At 43.7% G+C, this 24,563-nt stretch carries 36 protein-coding genes; 10 read left to right on the top strand and 26 right to left on the bottom strand.

Annotation, left to right across the window (positions count from 1 at the left end; all coding sequences use genetic code 11):
• Window positions 1–39 precede the first annotated feature (39 nt).
• Genes A2W93_14360 through A2W93_14375 form a run of 4 tightly spaced genes read left to right on the top strand, consistent with a single transcriptional unit; the run spans window position 40 to window position 1,852 of the window.
• Window positions 40–552 (top strand): hypothetical protein, encoded by a 513-nt coding sequence (locus tag A2W93_14360; protein ID OFY52524.1) that lies wholly within the window; start codon window positions 40–42, stop codon window positions 550–552.
• A 1-nt stretch (window position 553) separates the two neighbouring features.
• The gene (locus A2W93_14365; protein OFY52525.1) at window positions 554–877 is read left to right on the top strand and encodes a hypothetical protein; all 324 of its coding nucleotides are present in this window, start codon (window positions 554–556) and stop codon (window positions 875–877) included.
• A complete protein-coding gene (locus A2W93_14370) occupies window positions 858–1,094 on the top strand; it encodes a hypothetical protein (protein ID OFY52526.1) in 237 nt (78 codons plus the stop codon). The genes A2W93_14365 and A2W93_14370 overlap by 20 nt, the downstream gene beginning before the upstream one ends.
• Entirely contained in the window at window positions 1,091–1,852 is a 762-nt protein-coding gene (locus A2W93_14375; GenBank protein ID OFY52527.1) for a hypothetical protein, read from the top strand. Before A2W93_14370 ends, A2W93_14375 begins: the two co-directional genes overlap by 4 nt.
• On the opposite strand, the gene A2W93_14380 is transcribed toward A2W93_14375, so the two are convergent.
• The 22 genes from A2W93_14380 to A2W93_14485 all read right to left on the bottom strand — a co-directional run bounded on the left by A2W93_14380 (window position 1,806) and on the right by A2W93_14485 (window position 15,048).
• Entirely contained in the window at window positions 1,806–2,144 is a 339-nt protein-coding gene (locus tag A2W93_14380) for a hypothetical protein (GenBank protein ID OFY52528.1), read from the bottom strand. The genes A2W93_14375 and A2W93_14380 overlap by 47 nt on opposite strands.
• Window positions 2,144–2,800 (bottom strand): hypothetical protein, encoded by a 657-nt coding sequence (locus tag A2W93_14385; GenBank protein OFY52529.1) that lies wholly within the window; start codon window positions 2,798–2,800, stop codon window positions 2,144–2,146. The genes A2W93_14380 and A2W93_14385 overlap by 1 nt, the downstream gene beginning before the upstream one ends.
• A gap of 2 nt (window positions 2,801–2,802) precedes the next feature.
• Window positions 2,803–3,477: a hypothetical protein gene (locus A2W93_14390; protein ID OFY52530.1), complete on the bottom strand. Its 675-nt coding sequence runs from the start codon at window positions 3,475–3,477 to the stop codon at window positions 2,803–2,805.
• Window positions 3,470–4,876 carry a hypothetical protein gene (locus A2W93_14395; protein OFY52662.1) on the bottom strand — a complete coding sequence of 469 codons (1,407 nt, stop codon included), beginning with the start codon at window positions 4,874–4,876 and terminating at the stop codon, window positions 3,470–3,472. The genes A2W93_14390 and A2W93_14395 overlap by 8 nt, the downstream gene beginning before the upstream one ends.
• Window positions 4,877–4,900: 24 nt before the next feature.
• Entirely contained in the window at window positions 4,901–5,950 is a 1,050-nt protein-coding gene (locus A2W93_14400; GenBank protein ID OFY52531.1) for a hypothetical protein, read from the bottom strand.
• Between the two features lie 24 nt (window positions 5,951–5,974).
• Complete coding sequence (locus tag A2W93_14405; GenBank protein ID OFY52532.1) at window positions 5,975–6,316, bottom strand: hypothetical protein; 342 nt, start codon at window positions 6,314–6,316, stop codon at window positions 5,975–5,977.
• A 78-nt stretch (window positions 6,317–6,394) separates the two neighbouring features.
• Window positions 6,395–6,649, bottom strand: coding sequence for a hypothetical protein (locus A2W93_14410; GenBank protein OFY52533.1), 255 nt, complete (start codon window positions 6,647–6,649; stop codon window positions 6,395–6,397).
• Window positions 6,642–7,040, bottom strand: coding sequence for a hypothetical protein (locus tag A2W93_14415; protein ID OFY52534.1), 399 nt, complete (start codon window positions 7,038–7,040; stop codon window positions 6,642–6,644). Before A2W93_14415 ends, A2W93_14410 begins: the two co-directional genes overlap by 8 nt.
• Window position 7,041: 1 nt before the next feature.
• Window positions 7,042–7,704, bottom strand: coding sequence for a hypothetical protein (locus tag A2W93_14420; protein ID OFY52535.1), 663 nt, complete (start codon window positions 7,702–7,704; stop codon window positions 7,042–7,044).
• On the bottom strand, window positions 7,694–7,891 hold the full coding sequence (locus A2W93_14425; GenBank protein OFY52536.1) for a hypothetical protein: 198 nt from the start codon (window positions 7,889–7,891) through the stop codon (window positions 7,694–7,696). Before A2W93_14425 ends, A2W93_14420 begins: the two co-directional genes overlap by 11 nt.
• Window positions 7,892–8,045: 154 nt before the next feature.
• The gene (locus A2W93_14430; protein ID OFY52537.1) at window positions 8,046–8,360 is read right to left on the bottom strand and encodes a hypothetical protein; all 315 of its coding nucleotides are present in this window, start codon (window positions 8,358–8,360) and stop codon (window positions 8,046–8,048) included.
• Between the two features lie 86 nt (window positions 8,361–8,446).
• Window positions 8,447–8,668, bottom strand: a complete 222-nt coding sequence (locus tag A2W93_14435) for a hypothetical protein (GenBank protein OFY52538.1) — start codon at window positions 8,666–8,668, stop codon at window positions 8,447–8,449.
• A gap of 12 nt (window positions 8,669–8,680) precedes the next feature.
• Window positions 8,681–9,157, bottom strand: coding sequence for a hypothetical protein (locus tag A2W93_14440; protein ID OFY52539.1), 477 nt, complete (start codon window positions 9,155–9,157; stop codon window positions 8,681–8,683).
• Between the two features lie 2 nt (window positions 9,158–9,159).
• A complete protein-coding gene (locus A2W93_14445) occupies window positions 9,160–9,609 on the bottom strand; it encodes a hypothetical protein (GenBank protein ID OFY52540.1) in 450 nt (149 codons plus the stop codon).
• Window positions 9,610–9,627: 18 nt separating this feature from the next.
• Complete coding sequence (locus tag A2W93_14450; GenBank protein OFY52541.1) at window positions 9,628–10,068, bottom strand: hypothetical protein; 441 nt, start codon at window positions 10,066–10,068, stop codon at window positions 9,628–9,630.
• A complete protein-coding gene (locus A2W93_14455; GenBank protein OFY52542.1) occupies window positions 10,065–10,865 on the bottom strand; it encodes a hypothetical protein in 801 nt (266 codons plus the stop codon). The genes A2W93_14450 and A2W93_14455 overlap by 4 nt, the downstream gene beginning before the upstream one ends.
• 111 nt (window positions 10,866–10,976) lie before the next feature.
• Window positions 10,977–11,195, bottom strand: coding sequence for a hypothetical protein (locus tag A2W93_14460; GenBank protein ID OFY52543.1), 219 nt, complete (start codon window positions 11,193–11,195; stop codon window positions 10,977–10,979).
• Window positions 11,188–12,390, bottom strand: a complete 1,203-nt coding sequence (locus A2W93_14465) for a hypothetical protein (protein ID OFY52544.1) — start codon at window positions 12,388–12,390, stop codon at window positions 11,188–11,190. Before A2W93_14465 ends, A2W93_14460 begins: the two co-directional genes overlap by 8 nt.
• Window positions 12,387–13,574, bottom strand: coding sequence for a hypothetical protein (locus A2W93_14470; GenBank protein ID OFY52545.1), 1,188 nt, complete (start codon window positions 13,572–13,574; stop codon window positions 12,387–12,389). Before A2W93_14470 ends, A2W93_14465 begins: the two co-directional genes overlap by 4 nt.
• A 12-nt stretch (window positions 13,575–13,586) precedes the next feature.
• A complete protein-coding gene (locus tag A2W93_14475; GenBank protein ID OFY52546.1) occupies window positions 13,587–14,522 on the bottom strand; it encodes a hypothetical protein in 936 nt (311 codons plus the stop codon).
• A 92-nt stretch (window positions 14,523–14,614) separates the two neighbouring features.
• On the bottom strand, window positions 14,615–14,866 hold the full coding sequence (locus A2W93_14480) for a hypothetical protein (protein ID OFY52547.1): 252 nt from the start codon (window positions 14,864–14,866) through the stop codon (window positions 14,615–14,617).
• Window positions 14,863–15,048: a hypothetical protein gene (locus tag A2W93_14485; protein OFY52548.1), complete on the bottom strand. Its 186-nt coding sequence runs from the start codon at window positions 15,046–15,048 to the stop codon at window positions 14,863–14,865. Before A2W93_14485 ends, A2W93_14480 begins: the two co-directional genes overlap by 4 nt.
• A 103-nt stretch (window positions 15,049–15,151) precedes the next feature.
• Between A2W93_14485 and A2W93_14490 the strand changes: the two genes are divergently transcribed.
• Entirely contained in the window at window positions 15,152–15,736 is a 585-nt protein-coding gene (locus tag A2W93_14490; protein ID OFY52549.1) for a hypothetical protein, read from the top strand.
• On the opposite strand, the gene A2W93_14495 is transcribed toward A2W93_14490, so the two are convergent.
• A complete protein-coding gene (locus tag A2W93_14495; protein OFY52550.1) occupies window positions 15,708–16,946 on the bottom strand; it encodes a hypothetical protein in 1,239 nt (412 codons plus the stop codon). The two genes, A2W93_14490 and A2W93_14495, sit on opposite strands and share 29 nt — an antisense overlap.
• A gap of 233 nt (window positions 16,947–17,179) precedes the next feature.
• On the opposite strand from A2W93_14495, the gene A2W93_14500 reads away from it, so the two are divergent.
• Complete coding sequence (locus tag A2W93_14500) at window positions 17,180–18,010, top strand: 4-(cytidine 5'-diphospho)-2-C-methyl-D-erythritol kinase (GenBank protein ID OFY52551.1); 831 nt, start codon at window positions 17,180–17,182, stop codon at window positions 18,008–18,010.
• Here the strand turns inward: A2W93_14500 and A2W93_14505 are convergent, their stop codons facing one another.
• Together A2W93_14505 and A2W93_14510 are read right to left on the bottom strand one after the other, a co-directional pair.
• Window positions 18,011–18,847 (bottom strand): prolipoprotein diacylglyceryl transferase, encoded by an 837-nt coding sequence (locus A2W93_14505; GenBank protein ID OFY52552.1) that lies wholly within the window; start codon window positions 18,845–18,847, stop codon window positions 18,011–18,013.
• 6 nt (window positions 18,848–18,853) lie between these two features.
• Window positions 18,854–19,231, bottom strand: coding sequence for a reactive intermediate/imine deaminase (locus tag A2W93_14510; protein OFY52553.1), 378 nt, complete (start codon window positions 19,229–19,231; stop codon window positions 18,854–18,856).
• 425 nt (window positions 19,232–19,656) lie between these two features.
• On the opposite strand from A2W93_14510, the gene A2W93_14515 reads away from it, so the two are divergent.
• The 4 genes from A2W93_14515 (at window position 19,657) to A2W93_14530 (ending at window position 23,699) form a co-directional block, all read left to right on the top strand.
• Window positions 19,657–20,169: a hypothetical protein gene (locus A2W93_14515; protein OFY52554.1), complete on the top strand. Its 513-nt coding sequence runs from the start codon at window positions 19,657–19,659 to the stop codon at window positions 20,167–20,169.
• 165 nt (window positions 20,170–20,334) lie between these two features.
• Window positions 20,335–21,315 (top strand): hypothetical protein, encoded by a 981-nt coding sequence (locus tag A2W93_14520; GenBank protein OFY52555.1) that lies wholly within the window; start codon window positions 20,335–20,337, stop codon window positions 21,313–21,315.
• Between the two features lie 162 nt (window positions 21,316–21,477).
• Window positions 21,478–23,355 carry a hypothetical protein gene (locus tag A2W93_14525; GenBank protein OFY52556.1) on the top strand — a complete coding sequence of 626 codons (1,878 nt, stop codon included), beginning with the start codon at window positions 21,478–21,480 and terminating at the stop codon, window positions 23,353–23,355.
• Window positions 23,356–23,366: 11 nt separating this feature from the next.
• On the top strand, window positions 23,367–23,699 hold the full coding sequence (locus A2W93_14530) for a hypothetical protein (GenBank protein ID OFY52557.1): 333 nt from the start codon (window positions 23,367–23,369) through the stop codon (window positions 23,697–23,699).
• Between the two features lie 497 nt (window positions 23,700–24,196).
• Here A2W93_14530 and A2W93_14535 read toward each other — a convergent pair whose 3' ends face one another.
• Window positions 24,197–24,562 (bottom strand): hypothetical protein, encoded by a 366-nt coding sequence (locus A2W93_14535; GenBank protein ID OFY52558.1) that lies wholly within the window; start codon window positions 24,560–24,562, stop codon window positions 24,197–24,199.
• Between the last annotated feature and the right edge of the window lies 1 nt (window position 24,563).

Consider the following 24,563-nt stretch of genomic DNA (forward strand, 5'->3'; position numbering starts at 1 on the left):
GTCCAGGGGGTTACCACTCCACCTTTGCCGGTCTATACAATGATCGACAACAACATTGATGCGTGTATGCGCGAATACTGCCTTGCATCACCCATTCATAGATTGCCACTTACAAAGGTAACATCACTTACCTATAATGCTGCAAAGGGCAGGATGGAGTGTAGCCTTGGCAAGGAATACCTGCGCTTCGCAAGAGCAGAATTTAATGCATGGCCGGTGCCGTGTGTAAAGGCGTTCGATGAACATGGCCCTGAGTTCAATCAGCTGTATTCAAAGTATTCAAAACCTACTGTAAAAAAGCCGCTCGCAGTTCTTGTGAAAAACGATGCCGACGGGCTGGCCTTCCACTTCTATCCGTTTACCGCCACCTCTACGGGATCGTTTTACTACGTGCAAAACAATATGGGTGTTGATAAATATCTTGACCATAACTATTGGGTTGCTGCGTGGCTCATCGCTTCGCGCACATTTGCAGCACTCGGAGACGCCAACTCTGAAAAAATTTGTTTCGAAAAGTACGCACAAAAGCTTCAACTTGAAAATGTAGTTTAATATGGATGCACTCGCTTTCAACATCATCACGACAATATTGCTTTCAATCTGTGGATTTTTTTTCGTTCGATATATTGGCCGGCAGGATAAGAGAAACGACCGGAATGATATGGTCCAGCAACGGCAGGCCGACACAATGTCGAACATTAATGTCACTATCGGAAAGCTAAACACCACAATGGATGTTATTTTGAATGAGAGTGACAATCATAAAGGCAGGATTGACAGGTTGGACAGTGAGGTTAATAAACACGATCACCGCCTTGTTAGACTGGAATCAGACTTTATAAATATACACGCCGCCCATGAAAAAAATCACAAATAAAATATTCGACCGGTTGAAAAATTGGGTCACAACCCTGATCGGCATTGCAATAATCTGTGTTGCGCATTACGCCTATTGGTTTATTGGCGTCGCTCAGATTGATTGGGTGGGGTTGACTGGAATAACCCTGCTTGGGATTATCATAATGAACATGAAGGATGATTGGTTAAAGATGATTATTCAGGCTCTTATTGACAAATTCAATCCAAAACCATGAAATGGCCCTATCCGGAATATCCGCTTGCGCTCGTAGGCGAGGCCGTCGAATATACGATGCCGAAAGACGAATTCGTTGCTGGCACGGTCGCAGCCATTGAGGATGTTGACGACTACGATTATGTAGTGTGGCGAATAGACCTCCCTATATCAACACTGCTGCAGTTAGCAACGGAGATGTCGGAGATTGTCTGCAAGGGAATTCCGACACCAGAGGGATTGGATTTCGATGCATTCAGTATTGATGACACAAACACAACACTGCTTCCGGCATGGGTCAAGAAGTCAATGCGGGATATCAATAACATCCTGTTTGCCGTTAATAAGGACCTTAGTATAGCATCTGAATATAATACTGATCCTTATGGAATAATTGATGCTACAATTCCAACGGCAGTAACCGGAGGAACCGTTTATCTTATTGGGGTAAATTACTATTATGCAACAGCCGACATCGCAGTAGTAATGCTGCCAGACACGCAGCTTGTACGACTCCCGGATAATTTTATTCCAACAGGAAAGGTTATTCATTACATAAAAACCCCGGTAAGCCAGGGGCCATCCATCCAGGATGTGCGTCAGTCCATCATGGATTATTACATGAATAATCTACTGGTTGAATTTTACAGACTGAGACCTGGCGCCATGTCAATTCTGCCGATATTCATGTCCGCAACTGAGGAAGCAAAGTCGGGAATCGGTCTGGTGAAATCTAAGCCGTTTCTGAAATCAACACATCTGAAAAGCCGTTGGCCTTAATATCGACAATGGACCTTCTTTTAAGCTCATTGTAAATTGCCGCGAACGCAATGTTGGTTTCCCTCATGTTATTCACTGATCTTCGGTTGTTGTAAAACGAGGTTCGATCAAGATCGTAACGCTTCATAAGCTTTGTTCTGTCGGCCTTTACAAGTTCGTCGATGATCGTGGTCGTTATCTGCCGGGGAATCAAATAAACATTCATGCGGGTCCTTTGTTTAATCATTGCCGGCTTTACACCATAGCGATCACATACATTTTTCTCGACAATTTCGATGATTGTAGCATTCATTATAACCTCCTGTCTTTACCTTCGATGTTTTTAATATTGAACATTTCGTGAACGCGGCTATACACGCGCGCTCCATAGTGCATGTCAATGCTTTTCAAGTTTTTTAAATTGGTAGTGACATGCATAACCTTCCCGGTCCTGACATAGTAATTATACCGGAGTTCAAGCATGTTCTGAATAACATTCTGCACATTGCCATAGTGACTGGCATCGTGTTTTTCGCTGAGCTCATCCAGTACGATCACTCCAAATTCATACGGAGAAAGTCCCTCCGGTCCCTTGTTTTGATAGATATTAAGCAAGTCGATACAACTTACTATTTTCTCAGGTTGATACGATACGGGGCTTGTTATGCCCGAAAAACAAGTCAGCGGGAATGACTTGCCAACCCCACAGTCTCCTCTCAGCATAATTCCCTTGTATAGATCTCCCGGAAAACTTTCATCCCTCGCAAAATACAGAGCCAGATACTCAAAGAGTTTTTCATTATCACTGTCGATGACAAACTTTCGTCCACGTCTCGCCAATAGATCAACACCTCTCTTTATAGCCTTTTGTAAAACCTCCTCGACCGGAAGTTTTACGGTTTGGGAAGCTGTAACGGATGGCCCCGCATCCATTACCCGCATCATAATATCACTGAAGCTTTCTGTCATGGCTATCTTTCTGCGTCAAACTCAGCGGCCTCCATGGGAACAACAATCTTCGCATTAAGCCATTTTTGCAATATGTCTGGCCGTGTAAAGAATTCGGGAGTCAGATATTTAAAGTTATTTTTTCGATGGAATTCATCGGCAACTGCATTCTCAAATGCTTTTTCAAAATCCGCTCCGGTAAAACCATCCTTAATTCTCGCGTTGAATTGAGCCATAACCTTATTTGTTTTCTGGAATCTGCATCCCAAGCGACTGTTGATGTAAGAAATATAGGTTTCGCAAGCATCTTCCTTGATCGGATCTTTTGTCTCTGCCGGCACTACCTTTTTTACTGGCGCCTGTTCCGGTGTTTCAATATCAGCCTTATCGATATTCGGGTAACGGCATTTCGGCCGGTCAATTCTTTGGTGCTTGTCCCAGTTCTTAACCTTGAGATACTCTTTACCCTGAGCCTTATAGATCACAACAAGGTCGTTGTCCACCAACTCCTGTATGTAGGTCTCTATCTCCTCGAAGGACATATTGTCTCCCGGAAAGATCTCCATTTTGATTGTTTTTGTAGCGTGTGGATGCACGCCATTGTCGTCGCAGAAATTCCACAGGCCGACAAATAGAAGTCGGGCCGCTAAGGTGCAGGAGGTAATATCCTCGCTGATCCAAAATTCAGGCTTAATCATTCGTGCTCTCGCCATTGTACAATATGTTTAGAAGTTCGTCAATAATCTGGGTTTCGATATCGTTTGTCGCGCCGGTAACAGCGTTCGAAATCTCTCTCTTTTTCTCAATCAGGTTGTATATCCACTGATCAATTGTGTTTTTGCCAAGGAAATACACAATCATCACCTTTCTGGTCTGGCCAATTCGATCCAATCGATCCTCAATCTGGTCCATAATGGCTGGGTTCCACCATTGTTCCACAATTCCCATCACGCTTGCGGCCGTCAGGGTTACTCCCTCTGCGGCGGCCTTTGAAATAACCATCATTTTCTCATCCGGATCCGTCTGAAATTTATCAATAGCGGCCTGTCTCTGATGGGAGTTGTCCTGACCAATGATATGAAGCGCCTTGAATTCATGGATGAAGTATTTGACAACAATATCAAGTTGGCCGTAGAGGACCAATTTTTCACTGGCAATAACATCCTTCGCCCAATCCTTTATTGCCTGCAGCTTCCCGCGGACAGTGATCTCCTTGAGAATTCCTATCCGGACCATAACCTCTCCCCGCATCTTGATGGAAATTTCCCGATCCGTGCATTCCTTATATTCCTTCAGATATGTGCGCAGATCAGTGAGTGCATCCTTATATTCCTGCATGTTGTCAATATCCAGATAAACAACCTGCCTTGTTTTGCCTGGCAGATCCAGAGCCTCTGTTCGCTCTCTACGGAAATAACAAGTGTCCCGGAGTTTATTCTGAAGCGCAGTAAGATCCTCCTGTGATGCACTCTCGTATTTTGCTTTGAATTCACTGGCGCCTCCAAACTCATGCAGCCTTTCAATTATCGATAGCTGAGGCATCAGGTCAAGCGTTTCATTCACAACCGGAGTACCGGTCATTCCGACGATATATTCCTTCCCACTTGCTATCCCCTTGACGAGTTTACTTTGAAGCGCCCCAGGATCCTTACACCGATGGAATTCATCAATAATTACAGACTTGATAAAATTGGTTTTTTCATTGAAATAAATATCAGAAAGTCTCACATCCTTTCCTTTCGGAATGTGGTCCACAAAGTATTTTTTCAGTGACTCATAATTACAGATAAACCCCTTTACAAGCCCAACGTCATAGAACATGGGAAAGGTATTTTTAACCTCATTATTCAGGACAAGCAGCTTGTGGCCGGTCCATGCTTCGAATTCTCGCTCCCAGTTCAATTTTAAGGATGCCGGACATATAACAAGAAGCGGGAACGCCTTTGCCTCCATGATGGCGGCGATGGACTCAACTGTTTTTCCGAGTCCCATCTGATCGCCAACGATGAGGCGCTTCGTATCTTTGATACAAAGCGCCCCCGAGTGCTGAAATTCATACAGCTCTCTCTTTAGTTGGACGTTGACCCGTTGACCCATATAACCCTCAACCCTTATCATAATTTACTTCTCAATTACCTGCAGTTTGTGACCGTGGAGAACCAATTCCATCGTGGCGTTGTTACGGACAATGCCATTTGCGTCGCGAGTGACGTGATACTGAATGCCGTCTGAATTAATATCAAGCATGTTGTCACCACTCATCTCAACAGAAACCTGACCGGACACCGATGCGCGACTTTTTTCAAACATCTTGATGGTTGCATTTTCAGATCCATCAGCATAACAGGTATCGTGCAACGTCATAATTGAATTACCCGTGGCATTACCAATAGCCCTTTCGTGCAGTTGTGCGGCGGAGTTTTCTTTGGTTGTTACACTGGCAGCATTCTTGGCAACGACCATCGAACGGCCGCTTGCAACAACAGTTGAGTCGTTCAGCGCATCGCAGTCGCTATCTTCAAACAGCTTTGCCGTTGATTCATTTTTCAAAACAAGGTGAGCCTTTCCCCAGGCTTCAGCGGTGGCGTCTCCGTGAAGGCGACCAATTGAATTGTCACAATACACACACTTTGTTTTACCGGTCTGCATTACGATGGCTTTCCCCTTTGCAATCCCAACACTCTTTCCGGTGATACGAACAAACGAGTTGTCGTAAGCGCTTGCGTCTGAATCTCCGTAGGTTTCACCCTGAGCAAAGTCGTGATATTCACCAACAGCCTTGTGATGGAGACGCATGTGTGTGTAATCAAATGCGCGGACAGAGCTGGTTGTTTCAGCGCGGCCATTTGAATAGTTGAAGAATTGTGCCGTTCCATCCTTGATCTCTCCGTAGCCGCGTCCAAATACATTCACATGAGCCTTTCCGGTGACGGTGACTCTGCCGGTCCCGAAGATTGAATAACAGCCGGAGGTGATTTCATGCTCTCCGTTGATCAGGATATTGTTTTCCGTCAACTCCTCCGGTTCAAAATTGTCTTTCCAGAAATCCACACCGATCCGGTTGCGAAGCTCCTTGTTTGACTTGAGGTTTTCAATAATGCTGTCGATGACGTCGGAAACGGTTTCTCCGGTAACTTCGACAATGGTCCTTTTAATAATCTCGGTTTTCATTGTAGTAAGTGTTAATCGTTTTGCCTACTTGCTTTGAGGTGTTTCGGCATTAACCTTTAATTGTAAATGCGGAGTGCATTGCGCGCCTGCATAAAGCACAACCTTACAGTTTTCAAATGCATGAATATGTGCGCCGCCATACGCCTTGATTCTTTTGTTTCCAAAACAAAACCAAACGCCTCCATCAACCTTCGTAATTCTGGATTTATCAACAATAATATTGTTGCGTTGGAGGTCACAAACCTTGAAATATGTCATTAAATATTTCGACGTAATATTGTTGCCATCGCCACGAGCGCAAACATCCTTAATGTTCCCAAGCGCTATGTCGGCGTTGATGCCCGTTGTTTTGTTCTGTGTTTTCATGGCTGCGATCTTTTATTTAAAACGTGAATAAGTGAAACAATATTGCATCAAATATACACAAAAAAGATAGTAAACGCATCATTTATGGCAAAAATATTTTGGCCAATAGTACGAAAACCCCATAACGCTTTGTTTTTCAACGTAATTTGATTTTTTACTTTTGTTGCAGAATTGAAACAATTTGCATTTATTTAAGAAGTTTTTCAGTTTCATACGCTTTTTTGAGTGATTAAGGTCAACTCCTACATGTCCAGTGAATGTAAAGGCCCATGGTTGTGAAACAGGGGTGTAATAATTTCTTACGATATAACCGCCGCCTATGGTGCTATTCATGTTTTTTTGCGTCTATTCTCTCAAAATAAAAAACAACATCCTTATCGCTCTCAATAATTAACCCGTAACGCTTGGCAAACTTATACTGCGTGCTATCACGGTTTAATGACGCAACAAATTGTTTTATATTACTCCTGAATTGCTCAACCGTAAATGAGTTTTTTTGAATATTGCAGCTTGCGCAAGCAGGGTTGTAGTTTTCCGGTGTTTCGTTTTCTGGCTTACGACATGTTCCCGTTTGCTCAAACCTGCCTTTTTCTCTGTTCCATTTACTATCCCTGATTACAGGATTAATATGATCAGCGTGCCAGCCATTTGCAAGGTCGCAACCGCAGTAGGCACATTTGCCGTCGTATTTTTCAAAAACTTGTTGTCGTTCTTTCTTTGTCATATTACGCAAACATCATTTTATATTTCCATGCCAAATAAGAATATTTCTCTTTGCCCCGATTATAGAGAGCCCCGCCCTTGATTACCGGAATGCGAAATATCTTGAAGTTCTTTTTCGAAATACCAATAATCACATCGTGTGTGCTGCCAGCAATATCCATATAGAATGCGCGCGAACGATCGTAATCAAAATGTTCAACCGCTGCCTCGAATTGTCTCAGCGTGGTTGCCGTGGTTGACTTGATGTCTCCGCCCATCCCATAGGATTGTTTCCAAATATCCCACTTGCATCGGACCGGAAGGACAAACGACTGGCCGGCATACTTGATCTCCATGTCCCGGATCATTATCTCCTGGAAGGATGCACCTTTTACAAACTCTGAGCAGAATGGATCTTCATAGAATTTATCCCTCATCTTCTCAGCGTTCTGGATCTCCTTGCGGGTGTACTTATATTCCCTGATGGTCCTTGCATATGGATCCAGCGCGTCCGGTTCAGTAATGATGGCGTCAACCAGGGTCCCGATCCTAAATGCGTCATACGGATCATTCCCATGTCCTCCGGAAAGTTCATGCTTGATTTTCGTCAGGTCGGAATTTGAAACCTCCGGCCGTTCAAAATATCCGCCATCGCGCACCGATGATGTGATTGTTTCAGTTTCCATTGTCGCCAAGATTAAATTTTGTAATTAGGCAGGCAATAAAAAACCATATTACAAAGAGTGTAAAGACACACCCCATGGGAGAGATATGCACGCCGGCTGAGTTGTCACCCGTATTGTGGTGTTCAACCTCGATGGTTATATTCTTCTCCCGCTGCAGATATGGTTCAAGCCTGTCAAGTGGTTTCATAGAATTTCTTCTTCTTTATCACTTATTGCCTGATAAAACAAAAGGTAGGTAGCTAAATAAACCACATACACAATCCACATCAGAGGATTAAACCAGGCAATTTTCTGTTTGCCTTTACGGGTGTATGTTATCCCAAGGATGTTCAGGATTTTCATTATTTCAGGATTGAAATTTTACCACTTCTTGTTAGTTGCACCTTACGGAATGGCCGGTAAATGAATAAGCGATGAATGCATACGCCGGACACACCATTACCTGGCATATACTGTTCACATGATTGTCCACAGTCGCACTTTTCGAATTCGCCTTGATAGATCCTGCAGTAAATTAGTTTCGATTTTTTGACAGGCCTGCATTCGTGCAGGGTGAGCTTTTCAACACCCTCCGTGATCATATCCTCCATGAATTTCTCTTTGCGGAATTTCACTTTGCCGCCTTTTTCCCTGATGTAACAATTTGGTCTTGACATATCTGTTTGATTTTGGTTTGTGCTCCGGTGGGCCGCGAACCCAGGGACGGCGTTACCGCTCCGGAACAACTCCCCGTTGGTGGGGATTACACGTATAGAACTGGCATTTTTGGCTGAGCTAACTGGATTTTCGAAATCTCAGCGTCAATCATTCCCTTTGTTTCCTGCTTGAGAATTTCGTTGATTGTCGGACTGATCAGCATGATTTCAAATGTGTCGGGGTTGATGATAATTTCAACCGGAACTGTTCTTTTGTCTCCTCCTTTGATAACGGGACAAACAAGATTAAACCCTTCCGGAATTGACATCTCGCGTACAACCTAAGCCTGCGTTTTCTGGATGTTGCCACGATGATCGTCTTTGTCCTGGATTTCTCTTTCAACCTTTACTTTTAAGTCCTCAAAAATTGTCACAAGTCTTGTGGCAAGCTCAATAGACTCAAACATAAGGCGATTGCTTTTGATCATTAGAGCCAGGTCTTTACTTGATCTTGTTTTTGTGGTTCCGATCTCCCATTTCTGCAGGTCGGGATCCAGCACAATAAAACCAGCCACGATAGGTGATAGGCTGTCGTACTGATCCTGCAAAAACTTGATGTGCCGTTTCTCATAATCAACTTCGACTACGGCGTTTTCGGGATTAATAGTGGCTTTTCTTTTTTCGATGTACGCGAATGGAACTCCTATCGTGCCAGTCACCTTAAGTACATCCTTCGGGAGAACTGCTAAGGCATGACCCTCGCGAATGACAAGCTCGTTCCCTTCGATTTTTTCGATTGTTACATTAACTTCGCTCATAATTACATTCCTACGGCGTTCCTTTCGCCGGTTTTTGATGAATTAAATGGAATTGATGGTGCCTTTTTTTCTTCTGGGGTTAAAGGTCTTCGAACAATGAGGTTACCCCGGTTGTCGTACTCCTCAATAAGCCCGTTCACTTCGTCAAACATGATGTACACATTTCCACGAATACTGCGCCCCCTTGTCTTAATACAAGTTCGTGTGAATTGTAGATCGGCTTTGAGCGGTTTAGCGGCGGCCTTATAGTCGTCTTTTGCCGCTTTTAGCTTTTCATCTTCTGCCTCAATTTTTTTCAAAAGGCTCTGATAGCGCTCCTGCTCGTAAATCATTTCCTCGGGAGTGAATTCCCGGAAATAATTCTTCACCTGAATGTCATGCGCGTTTGCTTTTAGTTGATCCTCCACCTCGTTGAGTGGAATTCCCGCGAATGGATTTTGTTGTTTACTCATACGTTTTTATTTTGGTTTTTAAAGTTCGTATTTGAAATCTGTCCAGTGAATGATCTGGCCTTCGAAGTCGCTGTGAAACCAGCGGAAAAATGAAGCGACGGGGTTGAGTTTGAAGCCGATGAAGCCATCATTAATAAATAAGTCGATGCGCTTCACTGGATTGAACGGCTTGCCATCAACAAAAATGTACGGCAGCGCATCAATGTATTCGACAACAATATCCTGCACCGACTTACACACGCCAAGCTCCGGAATATCCTTATTGAATTGGTTGTAGTTTGCCGTCCTCACGCCGGTTGCCATCTGGATCGACATTCCCGCTTTCCATCGTTTACCGGACCGGATGGTATGAATTTTCGGGACATAAATTTTTCGCAGCTCTGGATCCACGCCGGCCAGAATCTTTTCCTGAAAGTGGGTTTTTTCACCCAGTATTTCTGTTTTGAATCCGAGTATCATAGCGCCTCCTTGAAAATGTTATAGTCACGTCCAACACAATTTGATGGCAGGCTTTCTCTTTTGATGCCAGCTTGATCAAGTAGGGAATCTTTGAAATACAGAGCCGCATCTGTCAATAATACCACGCCTTGCACAAATGATTGTAGGTCTTTTTTGTTATACCGACTTCCTGATTGCAGTCCTATTTTGTAGTGATCACAAAACTTGTAGGTTTCAGCAATCATTTCAAAGCTTGCGTCAGGGAAAATGATTGGCTCAATTGACGCCCATGTTTTGAACCCTTTATTATGAAGCTTTTGCATGAAATCAACTCGCTGCTGGTTTGTTGATGCACCCGGCTCTAATTCATCGTATCCGGTAAGGGTGAATCCATAGGCAACTAAGTGCTGTTTGTTGACAAACATGTTTGAATAGGCATACCAGGTCGTAAACCAGTCGGCTCTTTTAGTGAGAATCTTAACTGGTACATTGTTTTCAAGACATACGCTGACTGCACTATATGTCAGAACAATGGTCTCGGGCAACATTGGATCCGATGTAAACGTGAAAAATAATCCGTGCTCCCGAAGCGAATCAATGTTCTTTTCAAGTTCCTTTTCAAACACTTCGAGTGCATGTTTCTCATCCCGGAAACAGGCTTTGAGTTTCGCTTTGTCGCTCCACGTGTGAGCCATAACGCCGCGCTTGCAATAGCAGTACTGGCAGTTGTTTGAGCAACCTGTATAAAAGTTGCAGGCCCAAAGTGAATATTCTCCGGCCTTTCCGGATGGGTTGTAAATTGCTTTGCCCTTATACATGCTTGACTCCTTTCAGATACGTCTGCAGCCACATGAAATAATCCGCTTCGCTGATCTTTCCGGCATCAACAAGCCGAGTGAGTCTTTTTATTTTTGCTTCCAATGATATCATTATTTACCTCCTTGTTTTTTATGTTCGATTTCAATTGCGTCCCAGTATTCATCAATATATTGCTTCACTCTTTCGTTGACCTCCCCACGGCATCCATTGGTTTCATACTGTTTTTTCAGCCACTTGAGATACCATGTCGGGACCTCTGCCATGGTCTTTTTCTGGTCGAAAAACTGACCGAAAGGCATGATGCTTTTATCTGTTAGTGGTTCACTCATAATCTTCGTTTATTAAAATCTGAAGTCCTTCCATTACCGGCATGATTGCCTGTGATACTATTGCGTTCCCGTAGGCTTTAACTGACTCGTTTCGCCACTTTGAAAAGGTAATACCGTCCATGGGGGGGGGAATCCCATCATCTCCGCTACAAATAGGGGATTGAGTTGGCCAGTTTGACCAGTTGCTTGAAAGGCTCTCTTTTGCAATCCGTCCTGATTTCGCTTCCCTGTGTTTTTTGATGGGTCGTCGGTCGCACACGGGGTTGGCAAGAGCCCTCTCACGCATGCATATTTTAATTTGTCGCCGGCATGCTTTTTTGCATAATCGGAGTTTCCTGATCCACCTCCATTTGAGTCGCTGGCTGTCGGAGTCGGTAATAATCCTTTTTCTTTCAATGCTGTAAACATGCTTTTCCCGCCTTGTTTGAAGTCTGATTTCCTTCCGGTCTCTGAGGTTATTGTTGGCAATAAATTCAGCTTTATAAATTCTGTTTTTCCGTCCGAATTGCAAACCTTTAACCCCTGTGTTTGTGGCGTGTGATCCATTGTTGTAGGTGTAGGCAACAATAAAAATTCTGTCCCTTCGGTGCGGCGCTCCGACGGCACAAGCCGGAATAACAACCGGCTGTACTTCAAATCCACTTTGTTCAAGAGTTTCGCAGATTTCGTCAATGATGTATCGACCTTCCTTCGTAATAATCTTTTTGCTCTTACCGACAAGTCTGTTTCCTCCCAAACTGTTTTCCGCACTGAATAAATCCTCTGCACCTTCCACTCTAACCGTACCGCCGGGTTGTACCATTGAGAGGAGTCCAGCAACATTTTCACCAATGACGGCAACCGGCCTGACTTCGGCAATGACACGAAGCATTTCCGGCCAGAGGAAACGGTTATCATCCGCTCCCTTTCTTCCACCGGCAACTGAGAATGGCTGACATGGGAATCCTCCAATAATGACAGTTGGCAGCTTTGGGTTCCAGTTTGATTTTTCAACGAGTGTTTCATAGGTCAGTGTTCTTATATCAGTGTGATGGTATGTGTCCGGCCAGTAATATTCAAGCACTTTTCTCGGGAATTCGGCGATCTCACAGCTTGCAACAATTATCCATTCTTCGCGTCCGTATTTCTCGTTTAGCATTTCGGCCGCAAGCTCAGGCCCACCGATCCCCGAAAAAAGTGTGATCAGTTGAATCATTTCGCAACAACCTTATCTTGATAGGAAACATGTGGACTGGCAATGACAACACCCGCGTCTGCCATTTTCTCACAGAATGTGACCATACGGGCTACCGTCATGTTCTGCAGCTTTGCATCCGGAAGATCCTTTCCCTCGCGCTCAAACCACATTGCGAAAATATTCATGTACCCCTCTTTGTTCAGGATAACAATCTTCTTGCTTTTCTTGACATCAAGGGTAGTGTATGCAATGTGGAGTTCAAGTTGGTTCTGGATCTGTTCGACGCCGGCATGCGTTGCTGCCGTCTGCGAAGCGTCTGTTTCAACTTTCTTGGCCTCGTCAATAACTTGCTTCGTGTCATCCTGGATCTTGTCGGATATCTGTTGTTTTAGTGCCTCCTTCTCGACATCTGTTTTTGCCGTTTCAATCTCCTGAAGCTTTTTCTTTAAAGCGGGGAGATCGCTTTTTGCGCGCTCGTTGATCTTGTCGCACTCTGCAATAACCCTTGCCTGATTAAATGTCTCGCTGACCTCGAGAGCCATTTTATCTATCTCCTCAACAGGTACAAGAGATTTCTGATAGGCGCTCAAATTCTTTCCGACGTGTTCCTTGAGTGATCCTTCAACCGTCACCGGAATGGTAACCGGATTGTCTCTGGATGGAATTGCGGAATTGATATTGGCAATTGTCAGCATTTGCAGATACTCATTGACCGTCTGCTGATGGTTGGTGATAACAGTGCTTTCAATCTCAGCCAGTTTTGTATTGAGAATCTGGCGGATGAATGCCAGTGTATTTTTCCGGTCCAGTTCCTTCTTTGCGGCGGCCTCAGCCTCCTGTTGTTTTTTAAGGACCTCAGCGGCGTATTTGTTTCGGTCCTCCTGGACGGTCTTAATTGTTTCGTCAAACCACGCCTCCTCTGTTGTAAAGAGTTTTTTGACTGCATCGACCATCTGGGTGAATGGCGTTCTGCGATCCTTCATCCTTGTTTTAGCCTTTTTACAGTTGTCAATGAATTCCTTTCGGAGAGTGTCTGACTTCTCGTCAATCGGCAAACCATTGATAGCCTTCAGACTTGTCTCAGCCTTCAGGCGAAGGCTCTTGTTTTGATTAAGGATGTCGGGTGCGGCCTTTGATAGTTCAGTGAATTTATCAACTGAAAAATCTTCTTGTGTTGCCGGTAAATTTTCGTTTGCTTCCATGTTGGTTGTGAATTAAAAAATGTCATCATCATTTTTTGCGGCCGGAGTCTCAGGCGCTCCCGGATCAGGGGCGCAGCATTCTCCCTGTGGTTTGTTCTGAAGTTCCTCACTTGGCGCTTGTGGATCAGCATCCGACTTTGCTGGGAAAAATTCGCGCTGCTCCTGAGTGGCCTCATCCTCGTGCTCCACATTCTCAGCCTTGAATGCGACTTTCGAATACCCCTTAAGAGCGTGCTTGATGGTTTTTGTCATCAGGAATCCGGGGTCAATCTGGCCATTGTTCGAAGTGTACAGATCATTAGCGGATGTGCCGCGATTGTTCTTTTTTGAATAACCGGCGAGTCGATCAATCTCAAGTTGGTCGATAACCTTAAAGTCATAACCTCCATCGGGCAGGAGTATTTTCACAAAACATGCAATGATCTTCGCCTTTTCGTTGCGTGGGAATTTTGCCTCATAGCGGATCATCATGTCACCATTTTCATTCAGGCCCATTCCGAAGGCGTCTCCATCATAAACAACGATTGGGTTGGCTGCGCGCTTGATCACTCCATTGCGGATATATCGCGCCAGTTCGCCCCATGCGGTCATTACAACCTTCATAAAGTCCTTATAAATTGGTGCAGCTTTCGTTCCGGTGTTCACTCCGCGGGATGACAGATAGGCCTCCGACTTTTGTCCTGGCGCCAGATCAATATCCTCAAGCGCAACATCAAGGTAGCACGATAGGATTGACATTTTTGTGCAGTTCAACAGCTTTGGATCCGCAGTCATCGCCTGCCGGAAATAGATTGCGGTTCGCGCCTCGAATTGAGTTGCATCCTCAACCGTTTTCCTGCAGCTCAAAACCTGAGTGCTGATAAATTTTTCCTTGAAATCCGGGATGTTAAAAATTTCTCTCGGTTCAACCTGTTCCAGCAATTGCTGGGGTGTTTTTTTTGCTTCCATTTTTATTAATTAAAGGTGTTTTACAATAACCATCAGGAGATCTATATTTGCATCCATACTATTAAGTAGGTGCATCATCCTTTCAAACTCACTCATGCGACTCTGTTTTTTTGTAGATATTCATTAATGTCACTCATCTGAAATTTCATGTTCTTTCCGTCTCTGATAAATGGGATCGTGTGACGTAGGGCCATCGCGCGGAGCTTTCCTGCTGAAACCTTCATATACTCTGATGCCTCTCTGAATGTGAGTACTGGGTTCCCTTGGGTAGCCATTGCCCTGCTGACCGTCTCAGTAATAATTTTCTGCAGGGTTTCGGAGTCTGTAACAATTATATTGCTCATAGTCCCTCCTTCTTGAGAATATTGGTGATCTGGCGACTTGACAACGAGCCAAATTCCTTGACGTTTTCAATCTTTCCAATAGCTGAGGTTTTATTTAAACCCATATTTATGAGTTCTTTATATCGACCAACTATCTTTTTATTGCGTTTTTCGTCAATTAATTGCTTATCTTTGCGTTTCATTTGGTGAAGTGTTTCATGATTAACGCAACAAATATATGCAATATTGTAACTAAATGATGCACAACAATACACAATTAACCGTTATTTAACATCTTTTCACCCTATGGAAGCAAAACAAAGGATGGAACTGTTGCTAAAAGAATTGGGCTTGACTCCCTTACTTTTGGCAAACAAGCTCGGATATAACCGGGCACAGATTATTATGTTCGTATTAAGTGGTAGAAACGGGATCTCTCGATCGTTAGCAACAAAGATTGTTGCTAAATTCCCAAACATTAATTACGACTGGCTGAGATCCGGAACCGGAACAATGAAGGGTAAATCAATTGCCTCTCCGGTATTGAATTATGACATGGTGTTGTCGAACAGGGTGGACGCGGACACAATCACGTCGCTCCTGAACATCACAGAGTATGAATTATGCAAGAGGGTAGGATTAAGCCAGTCTCAAATGAGAAAATTGTCGGGTGACACGCTGATTAAAATTGCACAGGTGTTTCCAAGTCTTAACCCGGAGTGGTTGATCGGAATGTCAACGGAGCCAATTAGAAAAGAGTGTGAGAGGTGTGACGAAAAAGATCGAATGATCAACAGTCTGCTTGAATTGATTGATACCTACAAACAAAAACTTGCGGATGTAAAACAGGAGTTGGCGACCACTAATCGAAAAACGGGTACTTCGAAGTAATGTCCGCGGCTTCGTCCGCTGAGATCCTGATGTATTTCAGGAATGATTTTTCTGTCCGGTGACCGGTCATCTTCATAATGTAGATGGCCGGAATTCCCGACAGATAGGCGTTTGTAGCAAATGATCTTCTTGCGGTGTGTGTAGAAACAAGCTGCCACTTTTCGAAAGTCTTATCCTTTCGGATCCCTCCGGGGAAAGTTGTTTTAATGATTGAATCCTTCAATCCTGCGGCACAGCAAATATCTTTGATCAGGCGATTGAACACTTGGTTGGAATATATTTTCAGCTTATATTTTCTACGCTCAAGAATTTCGAGGACCGTTGCGTTTATTGGAATCACCACATTGGCGCCAGTCTTTTTTGTTTTCACGTCAATTCGATTATTGCGGATGGCATCCCGGTCAATCCTCCTGAGATCCGAATACCGGAATCCGGTGTAACAGGCTACCAAAAAAACATCGCGCGCCATCTCGCAGTTTTCTGGCACAACGGCGTCGCGGATCAGATCAAGATCAGAGATTGTCAGATAGACACTCTCAGTCTCCCTGGTGAGGGTCCGGAAGTCTGGCCGTCGATAGTCCTGATTTACTTTCACCCCGGCAAGATCTGCAGTGCGGAAAAACACCTTGATATTTTTAACATGCTTTCCAAGGGTGTTGACATCCTTGCCGGTATCATACAGATCGGACACGAATTTATTATACTCCTGGATCCCGAAACTCTCAAATGAAAATCGCGGAATATACTCCCGGATATATTGTAAGGTTGTTTTATATCCCTTGATGGTCCAGGTTGAATACTTTCCTGCCGGCAGGGTTTTCATCCCGGTCTCGCAGTCGTGAATAAATTTCTCGATAAAGGTGATGCTTGTGTTTTCGGTTGGCCCCGCGGCGTACTGATCAGATATTTTTTCGCGAAGTAATTCGGGCGTGATCTTGCCGGCCAATAATAATTCGCGATAAATGACCAGCACCCTTGATCTGAAATCGTCCATCCATTGATTGAATTCGAGCGCTCCCGGCATACTCCGGAGGGCCTTGCCATTTTTGGAATCCCAGTATTTTGTTTCGACGGACTGGCGGATGTTATACTTCAGTGGCCGGTGGGTGACAATCCCATCGGCGTCGATCTCTGAATAACCGAAGTGTATCAGAGCATAAATAGCTGAACTTTTCTTACCTTTGTCTCTGAGGTAAAATTTCACTTCCATAATGCAAAGATAAGCGGGGGAAGAATACGGGGAAGAATTTTGTAGTAAATAATGTTGTATAATGTCGTATATTGTTCTGAAAATAGCAGCAGCAGACCCAATTGAAGGCAACACAAAATACCGGTGATGTTCCTGTTCCGGGCACTTAAAGCAGACTTCGGTCTGCTTTTTTGCATTAACAGGGCGAGAAGTTTATCCCGCATTTTTTCAATCCCATTTTTGTATATTTGTACATGCTTTGTTTCCCAAAAGCCAAAATCAATCTCGGTCTGCAGGTGCTGCGCAAGCGCGCTGACGGCTATCATGACATTGAAACTGTGATGGTGCCTGTGCCGCTGCACGATGCACTGGAAGTCACGGACACGGCTTCCAGAACAGATATTCGGACGTTTGGAACAGATTTTTATATTCCGGTTGAGCAAAATCTGGTGTATAAAGCGTGGAAATTAATGGCCGACCGACACGGTATCAAACCGGTTTTATTTCATCTTGCAAAACGAATTCCTTCCGGAGCCGGCCTTGGAGGCGGTTCTTCGAATGCTGCTGTGGCGCTTGTTTTATTGAATAATTTTTTCCGTCTTGAATTACCAATCGATGTTTTGAAAACTTATGCAGCTGAACTTGGCAGCGACTGCGCTTTTTTCATTGATTCAAAACCCGCATTGGCACAGGGCAGGGGAGAAGTATTGAAAAGCATAGAACTTGATTTGTCAGCATACACAATTGCCATTGTCAAATCTCTGAAAATGTCCGACGGACAAACAGGCGTATCAACACCCGTTGCTTATTCGCTTGTAAAACCCGATGCAGAGCGGATTCCCGAGAGTGAAATCATTTCGTTGCCGGTCAGCGAATGGCGCAATAAACTGATCAATGATTTTGAAAAACCGATCTCGGAAAAATATCCGGAAATATCTGAAATCATCAGCAAACTTTACGCTGCAGGAGCTGTCTATGCAGCCATGAGTGGCAGCGGCTCAGCTTGCTTTGGTTTGTTTGAAACAAAAAATACCGCACTTAATTTCAGCCGGGATTTCTTTGTCCATATTGCGAAAATGCAATAGCTATTTTTCTTTTTTCTTACTGCCGCCTTTTTCGGGCTTCCATTCAGGTGCCGGCCCAAGTTTTTTCGACATAATTATTAGGGCAGTGCCTCCAATAATAAACGGAATACTTAGCCACTGTCCCATATTTAGGCTCATGGTTTGTTCAAAATCGACCTGATTGTTTTTAATAAATTCGACGAAAAAGCGCAACACAAAAGTCAACGTCACCATCCAGCCAACAAGATAGCCGCGGTTGATGATTCCATTGCGCTTGATGTACATCAGCATCAGAACCAGGAAAATGAGCAGATAGCCCAATGATTCATAGATCTGTGTTGGATGGTGTGGCATGGTTTGCCCGTCGCGAACAAAAACAAAGCCCCAGGGTAAACTGGTTTCATATCCGTAGATCTCGCTGTTGAAGAGATTTCCAAGGCGTATAAAACTTCCTGCCAGTGCAGTTGGAACAGCAATACGATCTAAAATGTGCAACAGAGAGTGATTCCACGATTTCCGCGAATAAAGCCAGAGACCCAGAATGAGGCCGATAGCACCGCCATGACTGGCCAGTCCACCTTTCCAGACAAATAAAATTTCGATTGGGTTTGCGAAAAAGTATGCAGGCTCATAAAAGAAGCAATGTCCGAGTCTGGCTCCAATAATGGATCCCAGAATGATATACAGGGCCATTTTGTCTATTTCTTCGAGAGGCGTATTTTCTTTTTTGAAGAAATATTTCATAATGTAGTAACCTACCAGAAAGCCAAGCGCAAAGAGCAATCCGTAGTAGCGGACTTCGAGCGTACCCAGCCGAAGCATGATTGGATCAACATTCCAGACAATATAATTCAGCATAAAAGACTATTTGGATGCAATACATTCAATTTCCACCATTACTCCCAGCGGAAGTCTGACAACACCGTAGGCCGCACGGGCCGGCGCATTTTCAGTAAAATACTGACCATATACTTCGTTCATCGGAGCAAAATTATCCATATTGTCAAGTAAAACCGTGCATTTCACTACGTCGCTGTAATCATATCCGGCTTCGCGGAGGATATAGCCCATGTTTTTCAGAACCTGTTGGGTCTGTTCCGTAATACCGCCTTCAACTATTTTTCCGGTTTCGGCCGAGAGCGGAATCTGTCCTGAAATAAACAAAAGGTTGCCGGTTTGAACAGCCTGACTGTAAGGGCCAACGGCCTTGGGAGCTTTTTCCGAATGAACAATTTTCTTCATAACATACAATTTGAAGCAAAGTTAATAATTTTAAAAGGAGTGAGGCACGCTTCCCGACGATTCCAGGTTAGACATTTGCTTTACCTCCATTGGTCGCGCGTCTCCCGTTTTCAGCGTTTATTGTTGTCGCATGAGCGAACAAGACTGGTCGCGCGTCTCCCGACGCGTGACCAGAAAGCCATAGCATTTATTGCAAACTGCGTTATAAAGCGTGAATTTTTAAATCTTGAAAGTTTTTTTGATACCAGAAGCATTTCCTGTATTTGAATTGAAAACAAATAAATACGAAATAAAGAAACAGTATATCAATCTTATAGCTGTTTTTATTTTATGCAAAAGTGTGATTTCAATTTCACACTTTCGAATAAATATTACAGAGAGCTTCGTCACCAACTATTTATTACATTTGCATTAAACACGCAAACATGGAATTTCTATCTGTTTTGATTTCCATCCCCTGGACCGACATTCTCTGGATCACACTCGGAGTAATTCTCACTATCCTTGGCATTCTAGGCTGTTTTTTACCCATCGTTCCCGGCCCACCATTGAGTTTCGCAGCACTGTTACTACTTCAGCTTAAGGCAGAGCCACCCTTTTCAGTTACATTTCTGCTGATAATGGCCGGAGTCACTATTTTCGTAACCGTGCTGGACTATGTTGTTCCAGTGGCTGGAGCGAAAAAATTCGGAGCATCGAAAGCCGGCGTATGGGGCAGTACGATAGGACTTATTTTAGGAATTTTTATTTTACCCCCCTGGGGAATCATCGTAATGCCTTTTGTAGGCGCACTTGTCGGAGAATTTATTGTCGGAAAACAAAGCAAGCAGGCATTCAGAGCTGCCTGGGGTACATTTCTCGGCTTTCTGACAGGGGTTTTACTAAAGTTAATTGCCTCTGGAGTTATGGCCTTTTATTTCTTCAGCAATATTATTTAAATCGAAATTTACTGTTGAAAGACTTTAAAATTGACCAGACTAGTTGAGTCGTTGAAGAAATTGCCGAATTAAATACGACATTAAAAATGTTTTGTTTAGCCTTAAATTATTGTCACTAGTCGCATTTAACCATGTGATTTTGAATTATTTACTATTTTTGTACATATGTTCAGCAAAAAGGCTAAATATATTATTGACCCGATTACATTATCACTCCGTTCTGTGGAGAAATCGGGAAAGTATCTGACAAAAAAACTTCTGAGCGGTCTGGGTCTATCAGTTCTGGTTGGAGTTTGTGTTGCTGCTGCATTTTTTAGTTTCACCGATAGCCCGCAGGAGAATAAGGTTTCGCGGGACATAAATTTTTATCGCTTGCGGCTCGAAGTTTTAAATTCGAAAAGTGAAAAAATTCTTTCAATCCTCAATACGCTCCAAACAAAGGATGACCGGACCTACAGAACGATTTTCGCCATGGACCCACTTTCCGAAGAGGAGCGAAACCCGGGTGTTGGTGGCCCTTCCAATGCAAATTCACAATATGATGTAGTCGAAAACGGACAATTACTGAAGGAAACTGTGTCAAAGCTCGATCTTATCAGTCGCCGCATTGTAGTTCAGTCCCGTTCATTTCAGGATCTTTCCGTTATGATTCAAAACAAGGAAAAGATGCTGGCATCGATTCCCAGTATTATGCCGCTAGATCGTAACAGGGTTAAGTTGTCGAGTGGCTTTGGCTGGCGCAGAAATCCGTTTTCGAGGGCTGGATCTCAGTTCCACCCGGGTATTGACCTGGCGGGTAAAATCGGCACTCCAATCTATGCTACCGGCGACGGGGTTGTTATTGACCCATTGGGCTCCATGACTGGTTACGGGATTGTAATTGTAATTGATCACGGTTATGGTTTTAGGACTTTATACGCGCACCTTTCCAAAAAACTGGTAAAAGAGGGCGAAGTTGTCAAGCGCGGGCAGGAGATCGGAAAGCTTGGTAATACAGGACCCAGCACCGGACCTCATTTGCATTATGAAGTGATCCGCAACGGACAGAAAGTGAACCCCATAAATTATATTTATAGCGGATTCACCAATGAGGAATTTCAACTCTTAATAAAAGAAGCTGAAGAAAACAGTAAGATTCTTTCCTGATTTTGTCAGTTCTCAAACAATGCGATTTTTCTGTTTTGAAATTTTCAAAAGCTTAATGGGTTCGACCAATCAGCCTGCTTTCAGTACAATTCTCTCTTATTTAATTAATCCGAATATGATTCGATGCAGAACTGTACTCGTTTTTTCAAATGATTAACGCTATTGAATAAGGCTGATATTATTTTTCTTTGTAAATTTGAAAAAAATCTGCCCATGAAAAAACTAGTACTTTTCGGACTTTTTTCGTTTGCTTTGTTCTCATTATCAGCTTTTTCGCAGAATGATGGCAATAGTGAAACCGAAGTTATTTATCCAGACAAATTTGTGGTCACTCCGACCTTGCGCAGTATGCTGCCGGAGATGATCGACGAAAGCGACGAAAACAGACCAAAACCTGAAATGAAAGACCGTGCACTGCGTGTGCCTTTCGCTGAAAAGACAAATCCTGATGCTGAACCAAAAGGTGAAGATCCGGCATCACAGAAAGTAATGGGCTTTAAATCAACAATACCAACGCTGATTAATTTCATTGGTCAAAGTGGTAATGGTACTCCTCCGGATCCAACAGGTGCCGCAGGTCCTGATCATTTTGTGCAGGCAGTGAACTCCTATTACAGGATATATTCTAAAACAGGTGGAAATGTTGCCGGTCCTTTTACCTTAGGGTCATTGCTATTTGGATCGAATAATGGCGATCCGATTGTTATGTATGATAAGTTTGCTGACCGCTGGATTATTACAGAATTTGGGACAACAACTGATAAAAAAATCTATATTGGTATTTCGAAGACAAATGATCCCACGGGTGAGTATTACACTTATCAGTACACTGCTTCAACGTTTCCAGATTACCTCAAATTTTCGATTTGGACCGACGGGTATTACATGACAGCTAACTTCAATACATCTGAAAAAGTGATGGTTTTTGAACGGGATGTTATGTTAGCCGGTGGCGCAAGTCCTAGAATGATATCTGTTTCTTACAATCCACCCAATGCTGGATATTTTTTCTGTCCGCTCAGCGCATTTGCCGATGGTCAGCTGCCGCCGGCCGGAACGCCTTGTCCGATTTTCAGCTTCGAAGACGATGGATGGGGAGCGTCATATGACGATGCTATTAATATTTACAACGCAACCACAAACTGGACTACGGGTCAAGTTACAGTTGCCTTTAAACAATCTTTAATTGCAGCTCCTTTTGATGCATCATATGATGCAGGATGGTTTGATATCCCTCAACCTGGAGCAACTATGAAGCTCGATGGAATTGGTGGTATATTCACTTTCCGCGCGCAGCACCGTGTCTGGACAGGTTACAACTCTGTAGTTTTGAACATGGGAGTTAAAGTAAGCTCTACACAGCGCAGTATCCGTTGGTTTGAACTGCACCAGGATCAGAGCACCGGCCTCTGGAGCATCTATCAGCAAAGCACTTATTCACCTGATACTGAAAGCCGCTGGTGTGGTAGTATTGCCATGGATGACTTAGGTGGAATCGGTCTGGGATATGCAAAATCAAGCTCAACAACTTCAGCCAGTGCTTGTTTTACAGGTCGCAATGGATATGATCCCCTTAATCAGATGACTTATACCGAAACGGTGGCTGTGGCAGGATCAGGTGCGCAAACGAGCATGAATCGCTTTGGTGATTACAGTCATACTTCGCTCGACCCGAGTGATGGCACCATCTTCTGGTATACAGGCGAATATCTTTCGAGTGGTAGTCAACGCACAAGAATATTCTCATTCAGAATTCCATACAACACTGCGCTTGATGAGTTTGCAAGCAGCGAAATAAACGCTCATTCCGACGGAAACAACATCGTTGTCAACGGTAACAATATGCCCAATTCTGAAGAGTTGGTCGTTGACCTGTTTGATATAAAAGGCGTTCTTTTATCAGGTAAAAAAGTCGTCACTTCCTCAGGAAGTTTCAATACTGATTTTTCGGCCCAGGGTTTGACTCCCGGCGTTTATCTGGTTCGCGTTGGAAAAGAAAACATAGCTTTCCAGAGGGTTATTAAAGTTTCTGTACAATAACATCTTCAAATATGAAATGGATTTTTTTAATGCTTCTTGTTTCAGTTTTCACATTTAGCAGTTGTAAATGTTGCAAGGAAAGAAAAAGTAACGAAACAGCAGTTACGACAACGCAGGGTTCAACATATGGAACAGTCTCTCACAAATTCAGACCTACCGGATGCAATACCGTTATTCTGGTGAGCGAAAGCGAGCAGGTACTGATACCTGTTGAAGGACTTCCGGAATCGCTCGATGTGGATGGAAAAGTTATCACATTTGATTTCACACTACTTCGTATGCCTCAACCAGAAGGATGCAGTACCGGGCAACCGGCGCAGCTGTCGAATGTAGCTGTAAAATAATTTCTCAGATTTTCGGAGCCCTGCTTTTGCAGGGCTTTTTTTTTTACAAAACGAGATATCTACCTTTCGACTTTAGGAACCTGATAAACTTCCCGACTTCAGACATCTTGCGTTTTAGTGTGATAATACAAATTCAATTTGCACACAATAAAGTATTTATATTAAATATTTTTGTCGTTTCGTCGCACTATCGGCTGATTTTCAATAGCAAAAACAAGTAAAAATAAAGCGATTTCCAACACTTGTAATTGGGACTGTCGCATAATATTTTGCGGATAAGAAATCGAGGAAGAGAAGGGTGGGCGCCGGAGGCATGATGCCTGAAATCTGTCTGAGCTGTATTTTATAATCAGATGTTCTTTGCAGCGAGTTATTTCAGGCTGTGGGGGGCAGTTCTTCGATTTCCCGCAAAATGTTCCAGCGACGAGGTTTTCTTTTGATACTTTTCTGAAGCCTGCCCTGAGCCTGACGAAGGGGCGGGCAAAAGAAAAGTATGCTCAGCCGCCGGCGCGCTTCGCCTTGAAACCTTTGTCAGTCAAATATTTCATCACTTTATCGGCCTGATGGCCCTGCAAAATGATCTCTCCGTCTTTTTCGCTGCCTCCAGTGCCGCAATGATTCTTCAATTTTTTGCCCAGATCTTTCAATGCCTGATCACTACCTTCGAAGCCTTTGATAATAGTCACTACTTTTCCGCCCCGGTGATTCTTTTCAATCCATACACGCAGATTCTGCTTTGTCGGTTCCGGTGTGTCTGGTTGCTGCGGCTGACGGCTGTCTTCTATGCCTTTCATCGTTTCACTGCTGGTGCTGTAAACCAGATTTTTCAGCCCATCGAAGCCAGATAATTTGTTTTTAGACATT

This window comes from Bacteroidetes bacterium GWF2_43_63 (assembly GCA_001769275.1).
GTDB lineage: Bacteria > Bacteroidota > Bacteroidia > Bacteroidales > DTU049 > GWF2-43-63.

Excerpts from the sequence above, each read along its gene's own strand:
- A2W93_14485 (OFY52548.1), bottom strand. The coding sequence starts at position 15,048 with ATGAAACGCAAAGATAAGCAATTAATTGACGAAAAACGCAATAAAAAG.
- A2W93_14415 (OFY52534.1), bottom strand. The coding sequence starts at position 7,040 with ATGACAAAGAAAGAACGACAACAAGTTTTTGAAAAATACGACGGCAAA.
- A2W93_14410 (OFY52533.1), bottom strand. The coding sequence starts at position 6,649 with ATGAATAGCACCATAGGCGGCGGTTATATCGTAAGAAATTATTACACC.
- A2W93_14380 (OFY52528.1), bottom strand. The coding sequence starts at position 2,144 with ATGAATGCTACAATCATCGAAATTGTCGAGAAAAATGTATGTGATCGC.
- A2W93_14420 (OFY52535.1), bottom strand. The coding sequence starts at position 7,704 with ATGGAAACTGAAACAATCACATCATCGGTGCGCGATGGCGGATATTTT.
- A2W93_14515 (OFY52554.1), top strand. The coding sequence starts at position 19,657 with ATGGAATTTCTATCTGTTTTGATTTCCATCCCCTGGACCGACATTCTC.
- A2W93_14500 (OFY52551.1), top strand. The coding sequence starts at position 17,180 with ATGCTTTGTTTCCCAAAAGCCAAAATCAATCTCGGTCTGCAGGTGCTG.
- A2W93_14375 (OFY52527.1), top strand. The coding sequence starts at position 1,091 with ATGAAATGGCCCTATCCGGAATATCCGCTTGCGCTCGTAGGCGAGGCC.
- A2W93_14360 (OFY52524.1), top strand. The coding sequence starts at position 40 with ATGATCGACAACAACATTGATGCGTGTATGCGCGAATACTGCCTTGCA.
- A2W93_14445 (OFY52540.1), bottom strand. The coding sequence starts at position 9,609 with ATGAGTAAACAACAAAATCCATTCGCGGGAATTCCACTCAACGAGGTG.
- A2W93_14490 (OFY52549.1), top strand. The coding sequence starts at position 15,152 with ATGGAAGCAAAACAAAGGATGGAACTGTTGCTAAAAGAATTGGGCTTG.
- A2W93_14455 (OFY52542.1), bottom strand. The coding sequence starts at position 10,865 with ATGTATAAGGGCAAAGCAATTTACAACCCATCCGGAAAGGCCGGAGAA.
- A2W93_14520 (OFY52555.1), top strand. The coding sequence starts at position 20,335 with ATGTTCAGCAAAAAGGCTAAATATATTATTGACCCGATTACATTATCA.
- A2W93_14535 (OFY52558.1), bottom strand. The coding sequence starts at position 24,562 with ATGTCTAAAAACAAATTATCTGGCTTCGATGGGCTGAAAAATCTGGTT.
- A2W93_14530 (OFY52557.1), top strand. The coding sequence starts at position 23,367 with ATGAAATGGATTTTTTTAATGCTTCTTGTTTCAGTTTTCACATTTAGC.
- A2W93_14435 (OFY52538.1), bottom strand. The coding sequence starts at position 8,668 with ATGTCAATTCCGGAAGGGTTTAATCTTGTTTGTCCCGTTATCAAAGGA.
- A2W93_14460 (OFY52543.1), bottom strand. The coding sequence starts at position 11,195 with ATGAGTGAACCACTAACAGATAAAAGCATCATGCCTTTCGGTCAGTTT.
- A2W93_14370 (OFY52526.1), top strand. The coding sequence starts at position 858 with ATGAAAAAAATCACAAATAAAATATTCGACCGGTTGAAAAATTGGGTC.
- A2W93_14450 (OFY52541.1), bottom strand. The coding sequence starts at position 10,068 with ATGATACTCGGATTCAAAACAGAAATACTGGGTGAAAAAACCCACTTT.
- A2W93_14505 (OFY52552.1), bottom strand. The coding sequence starts at position 18,847 with ATGCTGAATTATATTGTCTGGAATGTTGATCCAATCATGCTTCGGCTG.
- A2W93_14365 (OFY52525.1), top strand. The coding sequence starts at position 554 with ATGGATGCACTCGCTTTCAACATCATCACGACAATATTGCTTTCAATC.
- A2W93_14390 (OFY52530.1), bottom strand. The coding sequence starts at position 3,477 with ATGATTAAGCCTGAATTTTGGATCAGCGAGGATATTACCTCCTGCACC.
- A2W93_14430 (OFY52537.1), bottom strand. The coding sequence starts at position 8,360 with ATGTCAAGACCAAATTGTTACATCAGGGAAAAAGGCGGCAAAGTGAAA.
- A2W93_14470 (OFY52545.1), bottom strand. The coding sequence starts at position 13,574 with ATGGAAGCAAACGAAAATTTACCGGCAACACAAGAAGATTTTTCAGTT.
- A2W93_14400 (OFY52531.1), bottom strand. The coding sequence starts at position 5,950 with ATGAAAACCGAGATTATTAAAAGGACCATTGTCGAAGTTACCGGAGAA.
- A2W93_14510 (OFY52553.1), bottom strand. The coding sequence starts at position 19,231 with ATGAAGAAAATTGTTCATTCGGAAAAAGCTCCCAAGGCCGTTGGCCCT.
- A2W93_14425 (OFY52536.1), bottom strand. The coding sequence starts at position 7,891 with ATGAAACCACTTGACAGGCTTGAACCATATCTGCAGCGGGAGAAGAAT.
- A2W93_14465 (OFY52544.1), bottom strand. The coding sequence starts at position 12,390 with ATGATTCAACTGATCACACTTTTTTCGGGGATCGGTGGGCCTGAGCTT.
- A2W93_14495 (OFY52550.1), bottom strand. The coding sequence starts at position 16,946 with ATGGAAGTGAAATTTTACCTCAGAGACAAAGGTAAGAAAAGTTCAGCT.
- A2W93_14395 (OFY52662.1), bottom strand. The coding sequence starts at position 4,876 with ATGGGTCAACGGGTCAACGTCCAACTAAAGAGAGAGCTGTATGAATTT.
- A2W93_14475 (OFY52546.1), bottom strand. The coding sequence starts at position 14,522 with ATGGAAGCAAAAAAAACACCCCAGCAATTGCTGGAACAGGTTGAACCG.
- A2W93_14385 (OFY52529.1), bottom strand. The coding sequence starts at position 2,800 with ATGACAGAAAGCTTCAGTGATATTATGATGCGGGTAATGGATGCGGGG.
- A2W93_14405 (OFY52532.1), bottom strand. The coding sequence starts at position 6,316 with ATGAAAACACAGAACAAAACAACGGGCATCAACGCCGACATAGCGCTT.
- A2W93_14480 (OFY52547.1), bottom strand. The coding sequence starts at position 14,866 with ATGAGCAATATAATTGTTACAGACTCCGAAACCCTGCAGAAAATTATT.
- A2W93_14440 (OFY52539.1), bottom strand. The coding sequence starts at position 9,157 with ATGAGCGAAGTTAATGTAACAATCGAAAAAATCGAAGGGAACGAGCTT.